Genomic DNA, 20,088 nt, shown 5'->3' with positions numbered 1-20,088 from the left:
GGCGCCGACGCTAGGGAACGGCCGGGGGCGGGCACGACGGCCGCCGGGGGTAATCGCCGTACCGTGCCGGAGGTACGGGGTGCGGGGTCATCCTTGAGATGTAGTCGGGCGAGGGATGCCCGGGGAGCCCAGGTCGCCGAGAATGGGGCGATGACCACGAGACGGGCGCCCGGCCCACTGGTACGACTGCGCGCACTGGCCGAGCCCAGCGGTCCCGCGCCCGGGCCCACCGGGCGTGGCCGGCTCTTCGACGCCGGTCTCGCCCTGGTCGTCCTCGTCTCCGAGATCCAGTACGCGGCGGACCCGGATCCTCCGACCGGGCGGCACGGCACGGCGGGCCTGATCTGCCTGGCGATCCTCGCCTCCGTGCCGCTCGCCTGGCGCCGCCGGTACCCGCTGGCCGTGCTCTGGACCGTGCTGGCGGCGAACATGCTCACCCCTGGAGACGTCACCCGGCTCACCTTCTACGCCTGTGTCATCGCCGCCTACAGCGCGGCCGCCTACAGCCCCCACCGGATGGCGGCGACGGGCACGCTCGTGGTGGCCGTGCTGGTCACCTTCACGATCGGGAGGTCGGTCCCGCACACGCCCTTCGGCGTCGAACCGACCGTCCCCACCCAGTACGTGCCGCTGCTGATCTCCGCGCCGCTGGTGATGACCGCCGTCGGACTGCGCACCTGGAAGGTGCGGGCGGCCGAGAGCCGGATGCGGCTGGCGGAGGTGGAGCGGCGGCAGGCCGAGGCGCTGCGCACCGCCGTGGAGCACGAACGCGCCCGGATCGCCCGGGAGTTGCACGACGTCGTCACGCACAACGTCAGCGTGATGGTCATCCAGGCCGGTGCCGCCCGTAAGATCATGGCGAGTTCGCCGGAGCTGGCGCGTGAGGCGCTGCTCTCGGTGGAGGCGGGCGGCCGTACGGCGATGGGGGAGCTGCGGCAGGTGATGGGGCTGCTCACCATGGACGACCCCGAGGACCCGGAGCTGGAACCGCAGCCGGGTCTGGCACGGCTCGGCCCCCTGATCGACCGGACCCGCGGTACCGGCACCGCCGTCGAGCTGTCGGTCCGCGGAACGGTCCGGCCGCTGCCCGGCGGGGTCGAGCTGACCGCCTACCGTGTGGTGCAGGAGGCGCTGACCAACACCCTGAAGCACGCGGCCGGTTCACGGGCGGACGTGCGCGTCGACTACGGCGAGGACGAACTGCGCGTCGAGGTCAGCGACTCCGGTGGCACCCCCGGACCGGCCGCCGCCACCGGCAACGGGCGCGGTCTGATCGGGCTGCGCGAGCGGCTCGCCGTGTATGGCGGCACCCTCGACAACGGGCCGCGTCCGCTGGGCGGTTACCGGGTCCGCGCGCTGATTCCCCTGGAGCGCACGTGAGTTCGCCGAGCGTTCCGCCGCGGGTCCTGGTCGCCGACGACCAGGCCCTGGTGCGCACCGGCTTCCGGCTGATCCTCACCGCCGACGGCATCGACGTCGTCGCCGAGGCCACGGACGGCAACGAGGCGGTGGCCGCCGTACGGCGCACCCGGCCCGACGTGGTCCTGATGGACATCCGGATGCCCGAGCTGGACGGCCTGGAGGCCACCCGCCGCATCCTCGCCACCCCCGACCCGCCCCGGGTCCTGATGCTGACCACCTTCGACCTCGACCGGTACGTGTACGCGGCGCTGTCCGCCGGGGCCAGCGGCTTCCTGCTCAAGGACGTCAGCCCCGAGCACCTCACCGCCGCCGTGCGCACGGTCCGGTCCGGTGACGCGCTCCTGGCGCCCGCCATCACCCGCCGACTCGTGGAACGCTTCGCCCGCGCGAGCGCCGGCTCCACCGCCCTGCACCGCGACCTCGCCCACCTCACCCCGCGGGAACTCGACGTCCTGCGGCTGCTCGCCCAGGGGCTGTCCAACGCCGAACTCGCCGGCCGCCTCCACCTCTCCGAGGCCACCGTCAAGACCCATGTCTCCCGTGTCCTCGGCAAGCTGACCCTGCGCGACCGCGCCCAGGCAGTGGTCGTCGCCTACGAGACGGGGCTGGTCACCCCGGGCGGTCGTTGAGGGACGGGCCGAGAGGGGCGGACTCACGGGCGCGGCAGCAGGTTCGCGACCCTCCGCTCCAGAAGCGGCAGGGCGCGCTGGCTCCAGACGGCCGCGGCGACCGACGCGGCCACGACGGTCAGGGCGAACGGGCCCAGCGGGGTGCAGCCGAAGAAGTGACTGAGTCCCGGTGTCTCGATGACCGCGACCAGGACGGCGGCCGAGCCGAGGGAGGCGAGGCGGACCAAAGCGCTGTCCCGGCGGTCCAGCAGGGTCTGGATGAGCTGGGTGCCGACCACCGCGGCCAGTGCCATCGTGCTGGAGCGGCGGGGCGTGCCGGGCGTGCCGCGGCCGATGAGCCAGGCCATGAGCGCGCCCGCGCTGGTCGTCAGCGCGCGGTGCCGGATCTGCCGGAGCAGGGGCGCGCCGAGCACGTCCGACGGCGCCCCGGGGTCCGGCTGCTCGGCCGTCTCCTTCGGCGTGACCGCCACCGCCATCGCCGGGAACAGGTCGGTGAAGAGGTTGACCAGCAGCATCTGGCGGGTGGACAGCGGGGCGCTGCGGGACAGCAGGGTGCCGAGGATGCCGAAGCCGATCTCGCCCGCGTTGCCGCCGATGAGGATGGCGACGGCGTCCGCGACGCTGTGCCACAGCGACCGGCCCTCCCGGACGGCGTCGATCAGCACCGTCAGGTCGTCGTCGGTGAGGACGAGGTCGGCCGCGTTGCGGGCGGCGGCGGAGCCGCGGGCGCTGATGCCCACACCGATGTCGGCGGCGCGGATCGCGGCCGCGTCGTTGGCGCCGTCGCCGACCATGCCGACCACCCGCCCCGCGTCCCGCAGCGCCTCGACGACCTGCAGCTTCTGCTCCGGCGCCACGCGGGCCACGACACCGGCGTCACGGAGCATCCGGGCCCTGCCCGTCCGGTCGGCGGCGGCCAGCTCGTCGCCCGTCACCACGACCGTGTCCGCGGGCCAGCCCAGCTCGGTGGCGATGGACCGGGCGGTCTGCGGATGGTCGCCGGTGAGCATCACCGGCCGTATGTGCTCCTCGTGGAGACTGCGCACCAGCTCCTTGGAGGTTTCGCGCGGGGTGTCCGCGAAGCCGAGCAGTCCCAGGAACTCCAGGTGTTCCAGAGGCTGTTCGAGGAGGCTCGGCGCGTCGTCGGTGTCGCCCGTGCGGCGCTGGGCGACGGCCAGGACCCGCAGGCCCTCGGCGGCCAGTGCCTGCGCCGTCCGCGAGGCGTGCTGGGCGACGTCGGAGCAGGTGGGCAGCACGGTCTCCGGGGCGCCCTTCACCACCAGCAGGGACGGCTCCTCGCCGGGCCGGCCGACGGCGGCGGCGTATCCGCGGGCCGCCTCGAACGCGAGCTCCTGCGACTGCTCCCACTCGGGGTCGGGTTCGGCCGCGTCCAGGACCGCCGCGTCGGTGGCGTGCTCCGGCGGGCCGTCGCCGTCCTCGAGCTGGGGGCAGGCCCGGGCGGCCGCCCGCAGGATGCCGGCCGCCGCCTTGTCGTCCGGGGCATGGCTCTGCCCGTCGGTGCCGGCCACCTTCACCAGGCGCAGTGTGTTCTCGGTGAGCGTGCCCGTCTTGTCGAAACAGATGGTGTCCATCCGGCCGAGCGCCTCCAGCGCGCGGGGCGCCCGGACCAGCACCCCGGCCCGGCTCAGCCGCCGGGCGGCGGCCAGCTGGGCCACCGTCGCCACCAGTGGCAGCCCCTCCGGCACGGCGGCGACCCCGACGGCGACGCCGCCGCTCACCGCCTCCCTGATCGGGGTCCCGCGCAGCAGCGCGAGCCCGGTGATCGCGGCGCCGCCGCCGAGCGTCAACGGCAGTGCTTTCGCGGTGAGTTCATGCAGCCTGGCCTGCACTCCGGCGGCCGGGGGCGTCCGCGCGGCCAGGTGGACCGCGCGGGCGGCCTCGGTGCGCTCGCCGGTGTCCACCACGACCGCCCGCGCGTGACCGGCGGCCACCGTCGTGCCCTCGAAGACCATGGAGTGCCGGTCGGCCACCGGCACATGCGGGGTCGCGACGGTGTGCTTCTCGGTCGGCACCGACTCCCCGGTCAGCGCGGACTCGTCGACCTCCAGGCCGTCCTCGGACAGCACCCGGGCGTCGGCCGGCACCACGTCGTCCGTGTGCAGGTCGATCACGTCGCCGGGTGCCAGGCGTGCCGCGTCCACGGTGTGCGTCTCCGGCTCCTCGGCGGAGTCGGCCACCCGGGCCTGCCGTTTCTGCTCGGCGAGCAGCCCGGACACGGCCTGTTCGGCCCGCAGCCGCTGGATCCCGCCGATCAGGGCGTTGAGGTCCAGCGCGCCGACCACCAGCAGGGCGTCCACGGCCGAGCCGACGATCGCGGACGCGGCCGAGCCGACGGCGAGCACCGGGGTCAGCGGGTCGTCCAGTTCACTCCGTACGGCGTCGGCGAGCCGCCGGGCCCATCGCACCGGCGTGAGCAGCGGGCCCGGGGACGGCTCGGCGGTCTGTTCCCGCTCGCCGGGCGGTTCGCCCTCCCGTTCGTGCTCCAGCCGCTCCAGGGTTTCCCGCGGCCCGAGTTCGTGCCAGTGCACCCGCGCCCTGGGCTGTGGAGCCTCGGCTCGTGCCACCCGCAGGGCCGCCCGGGTCCCGGACAGCAGGGCGGCCGCGGCGGCGCCGTCCACCGGGGCGTGCCGCAGACCGGGCAGCGCGATCCAGCCGCGGCCGTGCCGGCTCCTCCTCTCGCCGACGGCCACCAGCAGTCCGGAGAGCGCGGCACCCGACCGGGCCAGGGTCTGCGCGCGCCGGCCGACCCGGCGCGCGGCCGGTATCGCGGTCAGCAGCCGCCACACATCGGGCAACCCGTACAGGGCGAGGGCGTCGGCGCTCCAGACGACCGCGCTGCCGCCGTCGGTGAGCGCGAGCGCGATGTCGCCGGCGAGCAGCCCGGCCAGCGTCCCGGTGTCCCTGCCCGACCACAGCCGGGCCACCGTGATCACCGCGCCCGCGTCCTCGGGCAGGGAGTACACGATGTCGTCCAACGGCCGCCGGGCGTCCACCACCTGGTCGGCGAGGCCGGTGAAGTCCTCCAGCGCCGGGTCCTCGACAAGCACCACCCGCAGTCCGGCGCGCCGGGCCGCGTCCAGCACCGGCTCGGTCCACGGGTCGGGTTCACCCTCCGCGGTGCACACCGCGCTGGGATGCAGCACGAGCGTGCCGGCCAGCTCCAGCTCGCGCAGCCGCTCCGGATCGCGGACCAGCAGCCCCGACCGGGCCAGTACGGCGCCGAGCACCGCCTCGAAGGCGGTCGGCCCGTACCGGGCGGCCTTGGGGGAGCCCGCGAGTACCGCCTCCGCCGCCTCGGTGACGTCGTGCTTGACCAGCAGGGTGGCCGCCGCGCCCAGCACACTGCCGGCGAAGGCGTGCGTGGCGTACTCCTGGGCCGGGGTGGTGCGCAGGGGCGGGCGCGGCCGGCCGCCGTCGCCGACGCTCGGCCGGTCCGGGGTGCACAGCTCGTCGTGGAAGAGCTCGAAGGCGGCCGCCCGCGCCATGGTGTCGGCGAGCTGGCAGGCGCGCAGCGCGCTGTCGAGCAGCAGCGCGGCGGGGGTCTGCCCGGCCCCGTGGGCCGCCGCGTTGGCACAGGTCAGCAGCAGATCCATGGCGTCGGCGCCCAGGTGGGCGCGGATCACGCCGCGCACGCGGGGGTTCTCCCTGAGCACCGTCACCACCGCGGTCACCGCGCGCGGGGAGGGCGGGAGCCGCAGGGAGTACGCGGCGACGCCGGCACCGGCACCGACCAGGTCGGCCGCGAGTGTCGCAAGGGCCGCCCGGATGCCCTCCGGGTCGGCCGGGTGCGTGACCTCCTCGGGGCCGTCGGCGGCCATGGTGAGACCGTGCCGGGCGGCGAGGTCGGCCGCGTGCGCCACGACCTGGTCCGTGGCCGTCTCCTCGGCGGCGGCCACCACCAGACGGCCGAGGCCCTCGTCCCAGTAGGCGAACAGGACGTCAGGGTGTTCGGTCAGCACCTCGGCGACATGCGCGGCGATCCGGCGCAGACCGCCCGCGGCGCCGGCCTCCCCGGGGTCGGCCGCCCGCAGCGCGAGGTGTGCGCGGGTGCCGGACCGCCACTGCCGTGCGTCGCCGAGCAGCGCGTTGCGGGCCGCACGGGTCATCCGGGCGGCCGTGTCCAGGCTTCTCGCGCCGGCCCGCGCGGTGCCGGCCGCCGCCCCCGCGACCGCACCGACTCCCGGCGCGGCCGCCCGGGCCAGCAGCCGGGGCGCCTCGGACAGGACCCGCGCGGCCAGTGAGGGCACTGTCGGCAACCCGAGCGCCATCGCCCGTCAACCCCGGCGCACGTCAGCTGGTGGGCGGCGGCGCTGGGGCCGGGTCGGTGGACGGCGGATCCTCGGGCCCGGGCGATGCCTCCGGTTCGAGGGGCGGTGCCATCCGGTTGACGGGCGGGACGAGCGGGTCAACGGCGGGTGCCGTCGGCGCCGCCGGATCACCCGGCCGTGTCCAGGCGCCGCCCGGCATCTCGTCCTCCCGCATCGGACCCGGGGCGCCGGCGGCCGGAGCCTGCGGCGCCGTCGTCTCCGTCGCCGCATCGCCCATCGCCACGTAGGCGCCGTGGCCCGCGGTGTCGGTCATGCCCGCGCCCGCTTCCGGGTGGGCGGTCTCGCCGTCGTGCTGCGGACGGGGCTGGGTGAGCCAGGCCACCGCCGCACCGGTCAGCGCCACGGGCCACTCGACGACTCCGACCGCCCCGAGCACACCGGCTCCGGCGTACACGGCCATCCGGCGACCCCGGGGCGAGACGGCCCCGATCCTGTCCAGGGTCTCCTCGGCGGCCTTGGTCACCATCCCGGCGCCGGGCACGTGGCGCACCGCCGAGGCAGCGTTCCGCAGGGGCGCGGTGAGGGCCGAGGACGACTTCTGCTCAGCCATGGGACTACTCCTCGTCAACGCAGGGATCACACGTTCTGCGTGCCGAGTGCCCCAACCGCCGCGGGACATCTGGGATCTACCAGACATTTGGGAAAGTTTGGGTCCTGGAGGCCCCCCTGGGCGGCGGATGCCGACGGCGGACCCCAGGGCGGGCCTCGTCGGGCTGCACGGGTCGCCGGCAACGGCGCCAGGGGGCAGCGGCGGGGATGGGCGGCGCGGCTTGGCGGCCCGGTCTGCGGTGGCCGGTCCGTGGCGCGGTTGTGCGGGCGGGCGATGCCGGCAGCCGGTCTGCGGGCCGGCGTGAGCGGAGGGGCGGTGGGGCTTGGTGGCGCGGCTGTGTGTGCGGGCGATCCTGACGGGAGGTATCGGCAGCCGGGGTCAGCGGCCGGTCCTTGCGGGGCTTGGCGGCCGGTCGTGGCGGGGTGCGGGTAGGCGGTGGCGGTGGCGGTGGCGGTGGTGGTGGTAGTGGCGGTGGCGGGGTCGGGCTCGGGCGTGGCCCGGTGGGCCCGGGGCTGTTGTGGGCCCGTGTCGCACGTGGGTTGTGGCGTCTGGAGGGGGCGAGTGGGAGCCGTCGGGGTGTGAGGAGCCGGTCTGCCATTGACCGGAGTGTGTCCGCATCCATAGCCTCTATCTGCATATGTAGATGACGCTTCCGAGGCAGTGAGGACGTTCGCCCATGAGTCAGCCCTTCGTCACCCGTTTCTCCGTGTATCCGGTGGCAGGCCGGGACTCGATGCTGCTCAATCTCTCCGGTGCGCACGCTCCCTGCTTCACCCGCAACGTCGTGGTCGTCGAGGACTCCGAGGGGCGGACCGGGCTCGGCGAGGTGCCCGGTGGGGCGGCGATCACCCGGACGCTGCGGGATGCCGCGCCCCTGGTCGTCGGCGCACGGCTGGGGGACTACCAGCGGGTGCTGCGGGCGGTGGGGGAGGAGTTCGGCGGACGGGACGCCGGCGGCCGCGGCGAGCAGACCTTCGACCTGCGCACCACCGTGCACGCCGTCACCGCAGTCGAGTCCGCCCTGCTCGACCTGCTCGGCCAGCACCTGGAGGTACCCGTCGCCGCCCTCCTCGGCGACGGCAAGCAGCGCGACTCGGTACGCGTCCTCGGCTACCTCTTCTACGTCGGCGACCCCGGCCGCACCGACCTGGACTACCTCCGCGAACCCGACTCGGACGTGCCCTGGTACCGGATCCGCCGCGAGGAGGCCCTCACCCCCGACTCGATCGTCCGGCAGGCCCAGGCGGCCTACGACCGCTACGGCTTCCGTGACTTCAAACTCAAGGGCGGAGTGCTGGAGGGCTCCGAGGAGGTCAAGGCCGTCCAGGCGCTGAAGCAGCGCTTCCCCGAGGCCCGGATCACCCTCGACCCCAACGGCGCCTGGTCCCTGCGGGAGGCCGTCGAGCTGTGCCGTCCGCTGCTCGGCACGCTCGCCTACGCCGAGGATCCCTGCGGAGCCGAGGGCGGCTACTCCGGCCGTGAGATCCTCGCCGAGTTCCGCCGGGCCACCGGTCTGCCCACCGCGACCAACATGATCGCCACCGACTGGCGTCAGCTCACCCACGCCCTCGCCCTGCAGTCGGTGTCGATCCCGCTGGCGGATCCGCACTTCTGGACCCTGCGCGGGTCGGTGCGGGTCGCCCAGCTCTGCCACGAGATGGGGCTGACCTGGGGCTGTCACTCCAACAACCACTTCGACATCTCGCTGGCGATGATGGCCCACTGCGGTGCCGCCGCCCCTGGCGACTACAACGCCCTGGACACCCACTGGATCTGGCAGGAGGGGCAGGAGCGGCTCACCGTCGAGCCGCCGAGGATCAGCGGTGGCGAGGTCGCCGTCACCGACGCACCCGGGCTCGGCGTACGGCTCGACATGGAGCGACTGCTCGCGGCCCATGCCCTCCACGAGGAGCAGGGCCTCGGCGCGGTGCGGGACGACACGGCCGGGATGCAGTACCTCGTGGAGGGCTGGGCCTTCGACGCCAGACGGCCCTGCCTGGTGCGATGAGGGGTCAGGCGCCCCGCGCCGCCGAGACCTTCTCGGCCGTGGGGTGCCCCGTCGCCCTGAGCGTCCGCTGCTGCCGGGGTGCGCGCAGCAGGACCACCGCGACCAGGGCGGCCAGCAGCGTCAGGCTGCCCGCCGTGATCAGGCACAGGCGCATTCCGTCCAGGAAGGAGTCGCCGAGCGCGCCCATCGTCCGGCCGGTCGCGGCGCCCAGGTCCAGCCCGGCGACCGCGCCGAGGCCGTCCGTCTGCGCGGTCGTGACGATCCGGTCCTGAGCCGCGCCGGTGACCCCCGCGTCGGTGAGGTGCCCCGGCAGCGCGTCGAGGGCCCGGCTGGTGAGCAGCGCGCCCAGGACGGCCGGACCGAGGGCGCCGCCGACCTGCCGGAAGGCGTTGTTGCCGGCGGCGGCCATGCCGGCCAGGTGGTACGGCACGGAGGCCACCGCGGTCGCGGTCATCGGCGTCATGACGAAGCCCATGCCGAGGCCCAGCAGGGCGAGCCGCCAGGCCGCCGAGCCGAACGAGGTGTCGGCGGCCAGACCGGTCAGCGCGAACTGGGCGGCGGCGACCAGCAGCAGACCGCCGGTGATCATCACACGCGCCGATATCCGGTGCATCAGCCGCCCGGCCGGCCCGCCGACCAGCAGGGCCGCTCCGGTGACCGTCAGCAGCCGCCACGCGGCCTGCATGGTGTCGAGCCGCTGCACCATGCCGAAGTAGAGGCTGAGCACGAAGAAGAACCCGATGAGCGCCAGGAAGCTGGTCATCGCGACCAGCGTGGTGGCGGTGAAGGCGGGGCTGCGGAACAGGCTCAGGTCCAGCATCGGGCTGTCGCTGCGCCGCTCCGCCAGCACGAACGCGGCCCCGGCGACCACGGCCGTGAACAGCGCCACCATCACCTTGACGTCGGTGAACGAGCTCGCGCCGCCCTCGATCACGCCGTACACCAGGGCGGTGACCGCGAGCGTGGCGGTCAGCTGGCCGGGCCAGTCCAGGCGGCGCCCGTGCGGCGCCCGCGAGTCGGGCAGCCACCGGGCCGCGGCCACGGCCAGCAGTGCGACGGGAACGCTCGGCAGATAGATCCAGCGCCAGGAGAAGTGCTGGACGACCACACCGGCGATCGGCGGGCCGACGGCCAGGGCCGCCATCAGGCAGGTGGCCCAGACGCCGATGAACTTGCCGCGCTCCCGGTGGTCCGGCACCGCGTGGCTGATCAGCGCCAGCGTGGTCGGCAGCAGCGCGGCCGCGCCGACCCCGGCCAGGGCCTGCCCGGCCCAGACCACCTCGATCGAGCGCGCGCACAGCGCGGTGACCGCGCCCGCCGCCGAGAACAGCAGGCCCGCCCGGAACACCTTCTTGCGCCCGTGGACGTCCCCGAAGACGCCCGCGGTCAGGATGAACGCGGCCATCGGCAGCACGAACGCGTCCTGCACCCACGACAGCTGGGCGGTCGACGCGTTCAGCGCGGCCTGCAGGGCGGGCAGGCTCACGGCGACGGTGGTGACCGGGAGGTAGGCGACGAAGACGCCCAGGCAGGCCATGACGATCGTGGCCGCCCGCCGCTCGACCCGCACGCTCGCCGGTGTCGTGACGTTCACGGAGATACTCCTTCGCGGCGCACCGCGCCGCGGTCGAAGACCACCGGCGTGTCCGGTGGCCTGTGTGGTACGGACTTCCGAAGGGAAACCCGCCGCCACAGCATCCGGTCTCGCTCACGCAACCGCCAACCAACTCGGCCCGCACCCGCAGAATCCTCCAGATGACGGAGGGGCATGGCACACTTCCACCATGCTTGACGAGGTGGACCGAAAGATCCTCCGCACCTTGCAGTGCGCGCCCCGGCTGCCCTTCCGCCGGATCGGCGAGGTGGCCGGGGTCTCCGAGCAGACCGCGGCCCGCCGCTACCAGGCGCTGCGCCGCAGCGGGGCGCTGCGCGTGGTGGGGCTGGTCAACCCGCGGGTGTACGGCGCCGCGCAGTGGGTCACCCGTATCCGCTGCCGTCCCGACCGGGTCGCCCCGCTCGCCGACGCCCTCGCCCGGCGCCCCGACATCTCCTGGGCCCATCTGGCCTCGGGCGGCTCGGAGATCATCTGCGTCATGCGCTCACCGCTCGACATGCCGCGCGAGGACGTGTTGCTCCGCCAACTGCCCAGGTCCGCCTCGGTCCTGGACGTCAGCATCGACCTGATCATCCACAACTACGACGCTCCCGGTACCGCGGGCTGGACCGGCTACGGCGACAGCCTCGACCCCGCGCAGGTCCGGCTGCTGACCTCGGAACGGCCGCCGCTCACCCCCGGGCCGCCGCCCCCGCCCGCCGACGAGGACGCCCCGCTGCTCGACGCCCTCGCCCAGGACGGCCGTACCACCCATACCCGGCTCGCCGAACTCACCGGCTGGTCGCTGTCCCGGGTGGCCCGCCGGCTGGAGACGCTGGAGAGCTCCGGAACCCTTGAGTACGAGGTCGAGCTGCTGCCGGAGCGGCTGGGCCACCGGCTCAACGCCATCCTCTGGCTGCGGGTGGCCCCCGCCCACCTGGAGCGGGTCGGCGCGGAGGCCGCCCGGTACGAGGAGGTCCCCTTCGCCGGCGCCATCAGCGGGGAGCACAACCTGATGGTCAGCGTCATCACCCGTGATCCCGAGGACTTCTACCGCTTCCTGACCACCCGGATCGCCGCGACCCCGGGCATCGACGGCTACGGCGTCAGCATCAGCGTCCACCACCTCAAGAAGGCGGCCTCCCTCATCTCCCGGGGCCGCCTGGTGCCGCCGGCGTCCGTCTAGACGGACGCCCCGCCCGCGAGCGGAGTCAGTGGCCGCGGCGCGCCCGGCGGGCCTCCAGCAGCAGCGGCAGCAGGGACAGTCCGACGATCACGGCGACCAGCGGCAGCAGATAGCGGTCGATGTGGGAGACCGAGGAACCCAGGGCGTACCCGGCGAGCACGAAGCTCTGCGACCAGAGGACCCCGCCGACGGCCTGCCAGACGGTGAACGGCCGCACCGGTACCCCGAGCGCCCCGGCCGCCGGATGCAGCACCGACCGGAGCATCGGCACGAAACGGCCGATCACCAGCGCCTTGCCGTATCCGTAACGGGCCAGCAGGCGCTCCGCCCGGACGGCACCCTCCCGCACCCGCGGTCGCGAGGTACGGGCCAGCAGCGGCCGCCCGCCGTGCCGGCCGATCAGATAGCCGACCTGTCCGCCCGCCACCGCGCCGACGGCCGCGCACACCAGCACCTGCCACAGCTCCAGCCGGGGCGGCCGGTCCGCGGTCGCCGCGCACAGCACACCGGCCGGGAAGAGCAGCGTGTCACCCGGCAGGAAGAAGCCGACCACCAGCAGCCCCGACTCGGCGAAGATCACCGCCAGCACGCCCAGCGCCCCGAAGGCAGCGAGCAGCGAACCGCTGTCCGTCGGATTGACGGCGATCACCACGCTCGCCTCCCCGCCCTGTTCGCCGGCCGTCTCACTCAAGTGTCGCGTGACAGTGCCCGCGGACCCGCCCGTGACACCGCGCGCCCGGACGTCCGGCCTCCCGCCGCGGCACATGCCGACGGCGCGCAGCATGCCGATCTCACGGCGACGTTCGGTGACCGGCATCGCCAGGAGCAGGTTCAGCGCCGAGGAGCGCACCCTGCTGTCCTCGAAGACCCCGCCGTCAGACCCCGGCAGGACGACCGTGACCGGTTCCGCCGCGCCGGGAGCCGTGGTCCGTGGCGGCGCGGTGGGGCATGGACCGGATCGCCGCGCAGAGGTCGTCGACCCGTTCGCGGTAGTAGAAGTGGCCGCCGGGCCATGTCCGGCGCTCGAAGTCGCCCGCCGTCCAGGCCCGCCAGGCCGCCAGGTGGTCGTCGGTGACCCAGGGGTCGCCGGTCCCGCCGAGGGCTAGCAGGGGCACCCGGAGCGGACCGTGTTCCGGCCGGTAGCGGGCGAGCATCAGATAGTCGGCCCGCAGCACCGGGATCACCAGGTCGGCCAGGTCGTCCGTGTCGACCGGCGAGCCCGTCGCCGCCGCGCCCTCGGCGAGCTCGGCGAGCCAGTCACCGCGCCCCATCGACAGCACGCGCGCGGTGTCGAGACGGACCCGGTCCGGCGGCGGAGCGGCCGAGACGACCACCCCTGCCGGGGGCCGGCCCATGGCCGTCAGCAGTGCGGCGATCTCGTAGCAGAGCAACCCGCCCATGCTGTGACCGGCCAGCACCAGCGTGCCGGTGCCGTACCGGACGATGTCCCGGGCGGCCTCCGCCGCCACCTCGGACAGGCTGGTGGCGTGCGGCTCGGTGCTGCGCGGACCGCGTCCCGGGTACTGGATCACCAGTGCGGTGTCGCCGGGCCGTACCAGCCTCGGCGGCAGCTCGGCGAGCGAGTAGGCGCTGCCCCCGGCGAACGGGGCGAGCACGAACGTCACGCCCGCCGGGTCACCCGCCTCGCCGAACCGCCACAGCAACGGGGTGAGCGGTCTGCGGCTCACCACGGCCGCCGCACCGCCCGCACGGCGACGCTCCGGCCGCCGCCGTCCCACGTGCGCTCCTCGGCCCCGGCCGCGAATTCGAGCGCGACACCGTTGCGCCCGGTCGGGGTCAGCACCAGCTCGACCGTGCCGCAGCCGTGGCGTCCCGCGATGTCCACGATCCGCTGCAGGACGAGCGGCTCGACCCCGCGGCCCATCACCGGGCACGAGACAGAGAACACCTCGACCCGGCAGATGTCCGGGGACAGCGCCAGCGCGGCCACCGCGCCCAGACCGTAGTCGCCGAACCGGTCGTGGACATCGGCCGTGAGCAGGACCCGGTCGTCCCCGCCGGCGAAGTCGGCCGGGCTGAACCCGTCCGGCACCGGGCCCAGGACGAAGTCCTTGGACCGCGCCAGCAGATCGGCCACCTTGGGGGAGAGGCCGCCGGCGGTCTCGTCGAACGCGACCGACACGTCCAGGCCGGCCACGAACTCCTCCAGCGACAGCGTCCGGGCAGATTCCGCCGAGGGCGCCGTGCCGTCCGTGCCGTCCGGTCCCGGCCGCCCGCGCAGGGGCCGGTCGAAGACGCCCGCCTCCCGCAGCTCGGCGGGCCAGGCCTCGGGAGCCGGGCCGAGGAGCACCGGCTGGAGTCCCTCGACCCCGTCGGCCGCCGCGGCCAGCCCGGGGTCCGCGGTCAGCAGCAGGCACGGCCCGAGGCCGTCCGCCGCCGCGCGCAAGGACTCGGCGTCGCCCGCGCCGGCCGGGTCCGACGCCAGGTACGGTGCCAGCGGGGCCCAGGCGCCGGTCAACGCCGTCAGGAACGCCTCCCCGTCGACCGGTCCCGCGACCGTCAGACGCACACCCGCCTCGGCCAGCCGGACCAGCGGATCGCTCAGGACCTCCGGACAGCCGGGTGCCAGGAGGTCGCCGCCCAGCACCGCGGCACGGGGCACCCCGCCGAAGTGGACCCCGAGGAGCCGCGCGACTCCCAGCCCGAGCCGCCAGAACACCTCCTCGGTGTAGGGGATGCGGGCGAACGCGTACAGGCCCGGGTGGTGGGCGCGCAGCGCGCCGACGTCGCGCACGGCTTCCTCCGCGTCGGCGACCAGCACATGCGGGTGGGCCGCGAGCCGGTCCCGCAGCCGCTGCCTGGCCGCCGTGGCGGCCGCCGCGACCCCGTCGGGGCGTCCGGCGTCGGCCACCCCGGCCCGGTCCTGGGGAAGTGCGGGAACCACGAACACCAGGCAGATCTCCCTGCGTCCGGCCGCCTGCAGGGCCGCGTCCGCGATCCGCAGCAGCTCGCCCTCCTCGTCGCCGTCCGGCATCTCCTCCCAGCGCGGGGCGACGACGAGCACGTCCGGGTCGAGCCGCGCCATGCGCCCGTCGTCGTCCAGGCACTCGGGCAGGATCTGGTTGAACGGCCCGAAGACGATCTCCGGGACCAGACCCGCGTCCGCGAGCGCGGTGTGCAGGTACGGCTCGATCGGGTCGATGGTGTAGGAGGCCAGCACGCCGGTGCGCAGGACCGCCGGGGCGGCCGGCAGGCCCCGGCGGCGGGTCCGTACGGCGGCGGCCGCGGCGGCCAGGTCGTCCCGCTCAGCGGTCGCGGGCATCGGCCCCCGCCTCCTCACCGCGCACACCGGCCAGGGAAGGCCGGGACACCCCGGCCGCGTCCGCGCCGGGGTCGCCGAGCCCGGAAGGTGATTCCAGCGCCTTCTTGATCGCTTTCAGGAACTCCACCGCGGTACTGCCGTTGACGAACCGGTGGTCGTAGGCCAGCCCCACGACGGCCACCGACCGCGCGACGACGGCGCCGTCGTCGGTGAACACGGCCTCACGGCGGGTGCCGGCCAGCGACACCGCGCAGGTCTGGCCCGGGAAGACGATGGGCTGGGCGAACAGCACGTCCTCGTCGTGGTTCAGGGAGAGCAGGATGTTGGCGCCGTTGAGATCGTCCGTCTGGAAGGCTTCCCGCATCGCCTTGATGCGGTAGTCCATCAGCAGCCCGGCGATCTCGTCCAGCCCCCGCTCACCCGCGTTCTTCACCACCGGTGCGAACAGGCCCCGCCCGACATCGACGGTGACACCGACCCGCGCCTCCTCGGGCAGCAGCAGCGTGCCCTGGCCGGTGGGCGTGCCGTAGCAGAGCGGGAACCGGTGGTGCAGGCGGCCGAGCACGGCCACGAGCAGCTCGGGGAGGCCGATGAGCGCCCCCGTCCGCTCCGACAGCTCCCTGGCCGTGGCCAGGGCGGAGTCGACGGTGACGACGACCGCGGTGAAGGCGGCCGGGATCTCCCGATGGGACTGCGCGACCGCCGCGGCCACCGCGCGCTGCGCCCGGTTCGGGGTGTGCGCCCGCGCCCCGCTGTCCTGCGGGGCCTCGCTCACCAGTCGGCGTACGTCGGCCTCGCGCACGACCCGCAGGCCCAGCCGGGCCAGGGCGGCCGGCTCGATCCCGTGCCGTTCGGCCAGGAGCCGCGCGGGTTCGGTGAGCGTGGGCAGCCCGGCGGCGCCGTCGGCCACGGGCGCGGGCGCCGGGTCCGCGGGCCGCTCCGCCAGGAACTCCTGCCGGTCCGCCTCGGAGGCGAACAGGCGGGCTATGGCATCGCCCTGCGCGCAGTCGGCGGGGGCGGCGACCAGCCGCTGCAGCACGCCGCCGTGCTCACAGCACAGCTCCTCGGCCGCCTTCGAGGTCTCGATGACGACGACCGGATCGCCCTCCTCCAGCCGCTGTCCGTCCTCCGCGAGCCACTCGACGAGCACGTAGGCGGTGTCGTTGTTGTTGAGCTTCGGCACCTCGATGGCGGTCACACCGGGCTCCTTTCGCCCTGCAGGTCCGCGAGCACGGCGTCGCGGATCGTGTCGGCCTGGACCAGGACCGCGCGTTCCAGATGGACGGCCGTCGGGATGACGCTGTCGGCCGAGTGGACGAGCCGCACGGGCCGCCGTAGCCGCCCCCACAGCTGTTCGTGCAGGACGTGCGCGACCTCCGCGCCCCAGGTCCCGCCCGCCGTGCTCTCCTCGACGACGCACACGTACGACGCCCGCCGCGCCGCCTCGACCAGCGGCCCGGTCTCCACCGGGTACAGCCGGGAGGGCACCACGAGCCGGCAGCTGATCTCGTGGCGCAGCAGCAGGTCGCGCATGGCGGCCACGGCGCGGTCCGCCACGCCGCCGGGCGCGACGACGAGGCAGTCGACGTCGCCGTCGGCATCGACGTGCACCTGCGCCGGGGCGATGTCGTCCGCGCCGAGGAAGGCGTAGTCGAACAGGTCGTCCACCCGGCCGCCCCCGGCCGTCCGGCGGGTGTAGAGGACCTTGTCCTCGACGAACACGCACGGTTCGCCCAGGTCGAGCATGCGGGCCAGCACCGCCCGGTTGTCGTGGAACGGCGACAGCTCGAACAGCGACAGCCCGGGTATCCCGACGAAGTGCTTCAGCAGGGTCTGGCTGTGCGTCGGCCCGTAGCCGCGGTTGCCGCCGGACGGGCAGCGCATGACCAGGCGCATGGGGTGCCGCCGCCCGTACATGGACACGGACTTGCTGGCGAAGTTCAGCATCTGGTCGAACGCGAGACCGGCGAAGTCGCCGAACATGATCTCGACGATCGCCGCGTCCCCGGCCAGCGCGAGTCCGGCGGCGACCCCGACGATGCCGTTCTCGCTGATCGGCGTCGTGATCACCCGGTCCGGATGGGCCTGCGACAGCCCTCGGGTGACCTTGAACGCCCCTCCGTAGGGGTCGGCGATGTCCTCGCCGAGCACGTACAGCCGCGCGTCGGCCCGCATCCGCTCGTGCAGCGCGAGGTTGAGGTTCTCCACCACCCGTACCGGTCGCCCGCTCATGCCGCGCTCCAGACCGACAGCGGCCGCGCCGCCACCTCTGCCACCAGCCGGGCGACCCGGTCCGCGGCGGCCGCGTCGGCCGCCGCGAACCGCTCGCCGAGCGCCGTGCGGTACCGCGCGTGCCAGTCGGCCTCGCGCACCCGGCGCAGCTCGGCGTCCGTCCGGGTGTCGTCGCCCTTGCTGTGCGGCCCGAGCCGCTGGGTGACGAACTCCAGGACCAGCGGGGCGCCGTCCCGGACCCGCTCGACGAGCGGCCCCGTCATCGCCCGGATCCCGGCCGGATCCGTGGACTCGACGCGCAGGTGGGCGATGCCGAACGCGGCGGCGCGGGCCTGGACGGTGCCCGCCATGTGGGTACCGGTGGCCGTCGACTGGGCGATGCCGTTGTTCTCGACGACGACGAGGAGCGGCAGCCGCCACAGCGCCGCCATGTTGAGCGCCTCGTACACCGCGCCCTCGCCCCAGGTGCCGTCGCCCGTGTAGGCGAGCGCGAGGGCGCCCGGCTCGTGCCGCTTGAGGTGCAGGGCGGCCCCGGCGGCGACCGGCAGGCTCTCCCCCTGCACACCGGTGGACAGGTAGCGGTCGCGGAAGACGTGCTGGCTGCCGCCTACGCCGTTGCAGACGGCACCCTCCCGCCCCATGATCTCCGCGAGCAGGTCGCTCGGGTCGCCGAACCTGGCGATGTAGTGGCCGTGGCCGCGGTGGTTGCTGAAGACGTAGTCACGCTCGCCCAGCAGCGGCGCCAGCGCGACCGGCACGTGTTCCTGGCCCAGGCAGGTGTGGGTCGTGCCGTGCAGCTCGCCCCGTGCGAAGAGGTCGAGCAGGGCGCGCTCGAAATGGCGGATCAGCAGCATCGCCGCCAGGTCGGCGTCCGTCGGTGGCGAGGTGCTGCCGGCGCCTTCCGGCACCGTCGCGACGGTCGTCGTCGCCGTGTGGTCGGTCACTTGCTGGTCCTCTCCCGGTGTCTGCGGCGGGCGAGCGGGACGCTTCGGCCGGCCGGTCGGTCAGACGACGGCGTTCTTGGCACGCAGCGTCTCCCGGATGGCCGCGACGGAGGTCATGCCGCGGATCTCTGCCTGCGACAGCGAGATGCCGAAGGTGTGCTCCAGGGCCGTGACGAGCTGGATGTGCCGCAGGCTCGTCCAGTCGGCGGACCTGCCCGGTCCGGTCTCGTCGTCGATCTGAGCCGGATCGGTCTCCAGGATCTCGGCGATGAGCCGGACCAGCGGCGTGGCGTCGGACGTCGCCTCGGACACGGCCTCACGGACGGACCGCGGGCGCATGTCCGTCCACACCTCCTCGATGTAGGCGAGGCACTCCTCCTTGCTCGCCGTCTTCCCGGCGTCGTGCCAGCCCGGCGGGTTCTCCTTGTGGTCCGGCCAGACGGAGTACTGCTCCTCGTCGTTCACGACCACCCGGTAGGCGGGGGCGGCCGTGGCGGCGGTGTCGGTCATGGAGGGCTCCTTCCAAGGGGCGCTCAAGTCGCTCAGGTCGCTCAAGTCGCGCGGGTCGCTCAGGTGGCGAGGCGGGTGCCCGGAGTCGCCGGGGAGGGTTCGGGCTCGGCGTCGCCCCCGTCCGGCAGCAGGGCCTCCGCGTGCCGGATGGACGGCGTGAGAAAGCCGACGAGGGCGACGACGACCGCGCCCAGGCCGGACAGGACGTACAGGACGGCGATCCCGGTGCCCGGCCCGGTGCCGGTGATGGGCCCGAAGACCGGGGCGAGCCACCCGTGCGGCCGCATGGCGGGCTCCAGGACGTGGTCGGCGAGGAGGCCGGCGGCGAGGTACGCGATGGGGCTCGCGATGTTCTCGGCCATCTGGACCGCGGCGAACAGGCGCCCCTGGAGCTCGGGCGGGGTCTTCTCCTGCCAGATGCTCTGGTTGTAGCCGTCGATGAAGGGCAGGGCGCCCCAGCCGAGGAACAGCGCGATCGACCAGATCCAGACGCCGTCGAAGGCGAAGAAGATCCGCCCCGGAATGCCCAGGACGAGGATCGCGACGAGCATGCGGAAGATCTTCTTGTCGGTGGGCCTGAGCATGGCGAGTACGACGCCCGCCCCGGTGCCGCCGATCGCCCCGACGGCCTGGACGATGCCCACCGCGTCGGCCGACCCGTCCGTGCGGGCGAGGACCAGCGGCGTGAACAGCACCCAGCCCAACGCGGACAGGAAGCTGATCGAGAGCATGATGGACAGCAGCCCGACCAGGGGCCGGCGGTGCGCGATGTAGCGGAACGCCATGCCGATGTCCTGCCGGAACCCGGCCATCCCCTTCGCGATGTGCTCACGCACCGGGTTGGGCGGCAGCTTGACGGCGAACACCGCGGCGATCGCCAGCAGGTACGAGGCGGCGTCGACGGCGAGGACCGAGTCGATCCCGATCGCCGACAGCAGGGGAGCGGCGATGGCGGGAGCGGCCACGTACGGCGCCGCCCTCAGCATGGTCATCATCGCGTTGGCCCTGGTGTAGCCGCCCTTCTCGATCATCACGGTGATGGCGGCACCGTACGCCGGAGCCTGGAACGCGAGGAACGCGCCGGTCAGGAAGTTCACCACGTACAGCTGCCAGAGCTGCGCGTCCCCGGCCAGGTACACGCACAGCAGGAGCAGGGTCACGACCCCCGAACCCACGTCCGAGGCGATGATGGTGGTGCGACGGCTCCACCGGTCGATCAGTGCCCCCGCGACGGGGGAGAAGATGACGGTCGCGCCGAAGGCGACGAACGTGAGCAGGGTGACGTCGAGGGACGAGTGCGTCGTCTGATAGACGTGGATGCCGATGGCGAAATTCGTCATCCGGGTACCGACCTGCGACAGTATCTGGCCGGCCCACATCA

General features: G+C 74.3%; 14 protein-coding genes and 2 pseudogenes. 4 read left to right on the top strand and 12 right to left on the bottom strand.

Annotation, left to right across the window (positions count from 1 at the left end; translation table 11 throughout):
• Positions 1 to 150 precede the first annotated feature (150 nt).
• Complete coding sequence (locus OHB00_RS08935) at positions 151 to 1,380, top strand: sensor histidine kinase (RefSeq protein ID WP_406433003.1); 1,230 nt, start codon at positions 151 to 153, stop codon at positions 1,378 to 1,380.
• Positions 1,377 to 2,051, top strand: a complete 675-nt coding sequence (locus OHB00_RS08930) for a response regulator (protein WP_406433001.1) — start codon at positions 1,377 to 1,379, stop codon at positions 2,049 to 2,051. The genes OHB00_RS08935 and OHB00_RS08930 overlap by 4 nt, the downstream gene beginning before the upstream one ends.
• Before the next feature lie 23 nt (positions 2,052 to 2,074).
• On the opposite strand, the gene OHB00_RS08925 is transcribed toward OHB00_RS08930, so the two are convergent.
• Both OHB00_RS08925 and OHB00_RS08920 read right to left on the bottom strand, forming a co-directional pair.
• A complete protein-coding gene (locus tag OHB00_RS08925) occupies positions 2,075 to 6,340 on the bottom strand; it encodes an HAD-IC family P-type ATPase (protein WP_406432999.1) in 4,266 nt (1,421 codons plus the stop codon).
• Between the two features lie 22 nt (positions 6,341 to 6,362).
• Entirely contained in the window at positions 6,363 to 6,950 is a 588-nt protein-coding gene (locus tag OHB00_RS08920) for a hypothetical protein (RefSeq protein WP_406432997.1), read from the bottom strand.
• 676 nt (positions 6,951 to 7,626) lie between these two features.
• Between OHB00_RS08920 and OHB00_RS08915 the strand changes: the two genes are divergently transcribed.
• Positions 7,627 to 8,958 carry an enolase C-terminal domain-like protein gene (locus OHB00_RS08915; protein WP_406432995.1) on the top strand — a complete coding sequence of 444 codons (1,332 nt, stop codon included), beginning with the start codon at positions 7,627 to 7,629 and terminating at the stop codon, positions 8,956 to 8,958.
• 4 nt (positions 8,959 to 8,962) lie between these two features.
• On the opposite strand, the gene OHB00_RS08910 is transcribed toward OHB00_RS08915, so the two are convergent.
• Positions 8,963 to 10,552, bottom strand: a complete 1,590-nt coding sequence (locus OHB00_RS08910) for an MFS transporter (protein ID WP_406432993.1) — start codon at positions 10,550 to 10,552, stop codon at positions 8,963 to 8,965.
• Positions 10,553 to 10,742: 190 nt separating this feature from the next.
• Here OHB00_RS08910 and OHB00_RS08905 point away from each other — a divergent pair, with 190 nt between their 5' ends.
• Entirely contained in the window at positions 10,743 to 11,738 is a 996-nt protein-coding gene (locus OHB00_RS08905) for an Lrp/AsnC family transcriptional regulator (RefSeq protein WP_406432991.1), read from the top strand.
• A 25-nt stretch (positions 11,739 to 11,763) separates the two neighbouring features.
• Here OHB00_RS08905 and OHB00_RS08900 read toward each other — a convergent pair whose 3' ends face one another.
• From OHB00_RS08900 to OHB00_RS08860, 9 genes and pseudogenes are all read right to left on the bottom strand, one after another.
• Positions 11,764 to 12,387, bottom strand: a complete 624-nt coding sequence (locus tag OHB00_RS08900; protein ID WP_406445687.1) for a DedA family protein — start codon at positions 12,385 to 12,387, stop codon at positions 11,764 to 11,766.
• A gap of 226 nt (positions 12,388 to 12,613) precedes the next feature.
• Entirely contained in the window at positions 12,614 to 13,426 is an 813-nt protein-coding gene (locus tag OHB00_RS08895) for a thioesterase II family protein (protein WP_406432989.1), read from the bottom strand.
• Positions 13,423 to 15,021 (bottom strand): hypothetical protein, encoded by a 1,599-nt coding sequence (locus tag OHB00_RS08890; protein ID WP_406432987.1) that lies wholly within the window; start codon positions 15,019 to 15,021, stop codon positions 13,423 to 13,425. Before OHB00_RS08890 ends, OHB00_RS08895 begins: the two co-directional genes overlap by 4 nt.
• Positions 15,005 to 16,219 (bottom strand): 2-oxo acid dehydrogenase subunit E2, encoded by a 1,215-nt coding sequence (locus OHB00_RS08885; RefSeq protein WP_406432985.1) that lies wholly within the window; start codon positions 16,217 to 16,219, stop codon positions 15,005 to 15,007. The genes OHB00_RS08890 and OHB00_RS08885 overlap by 17 nt, the downstream gene beginning before the upstream one ends.
• Positions 16,216 to 17,253, bottom strand: a complete 1,038-nt coding sequence (locus OHB00_RS08880; RefSeq protein ID WP_406432983.1) for an alpha-ketoacid dehydrogenase subunit beta — start codon at positions 17,251 to 17,253, stop codon at positions 16,216 to 16,218. The genes OHB00_RS08885 and OHB00_RS08880 overlap by 4 nt, the downstream gene beginning before the upstream one ends.
• Positions 17,250 to 18,197, bottom strand: coding sequence for a thiamine pyrophosphate-dependent dehydrogenase E1 component subunit alpha (locus tag OHB00_RS08875; protein ID WP_406432981.1), 948 nt, complete (start codon positions 18,195 to 18,197; stop codon positions 17,250 to 17,252). The genes OHB00_RS08880 and OHB00_RS08875 overlap by 4 nt, the downstream gene beginning before the upstream one ends.
• A gap of 60 nt (positions 18,198 to 18,257) precedes the next feature.
• Positions 18,258 to 18,467: pseudogene (locus tag OHB00_RS08870) on the bottom strand (acyl carrier protein); the annotation flags it as partial.
• Between the two features lie 24 nt (positions 18,468 to 18,491).
• Positions 18,492 to 18,707 (bottom strand): annotated as a pseudogene (locus OHB00_RS08865) (MbtH family protein); the annotation flags it as partial.
• Positions 18,708 to 18,766: 59 nt separating this feature from the next.
• Positions 18,767 to 20,086 (bottom strand): MFS transporter, encoded by a 1,320-nt coding sequence (locus tag OHB00_RS08860; protein ID WP_406445685.1) that lies wholly within the window; start codon positions 20,084 to 20,086, stop codon positions 18,767 to 18,769.
• Positions 20,087 to 20,088: the final 2 nt, after the last annotated feature.

Source organism: Streptomyces sp. NBC_00631, assembly GCF_045206895.1.
Classification (GTDB): domain Bacteria; phylum Actinomycetota; class Actinomycetes; order Streptomycetales; family Streptomycetaceae; genus Streptomyces.
Note: the sequence above shows the minus strand (reverse complement) of the source record. Positions and strands in the feature narration are given on the sequence as shown.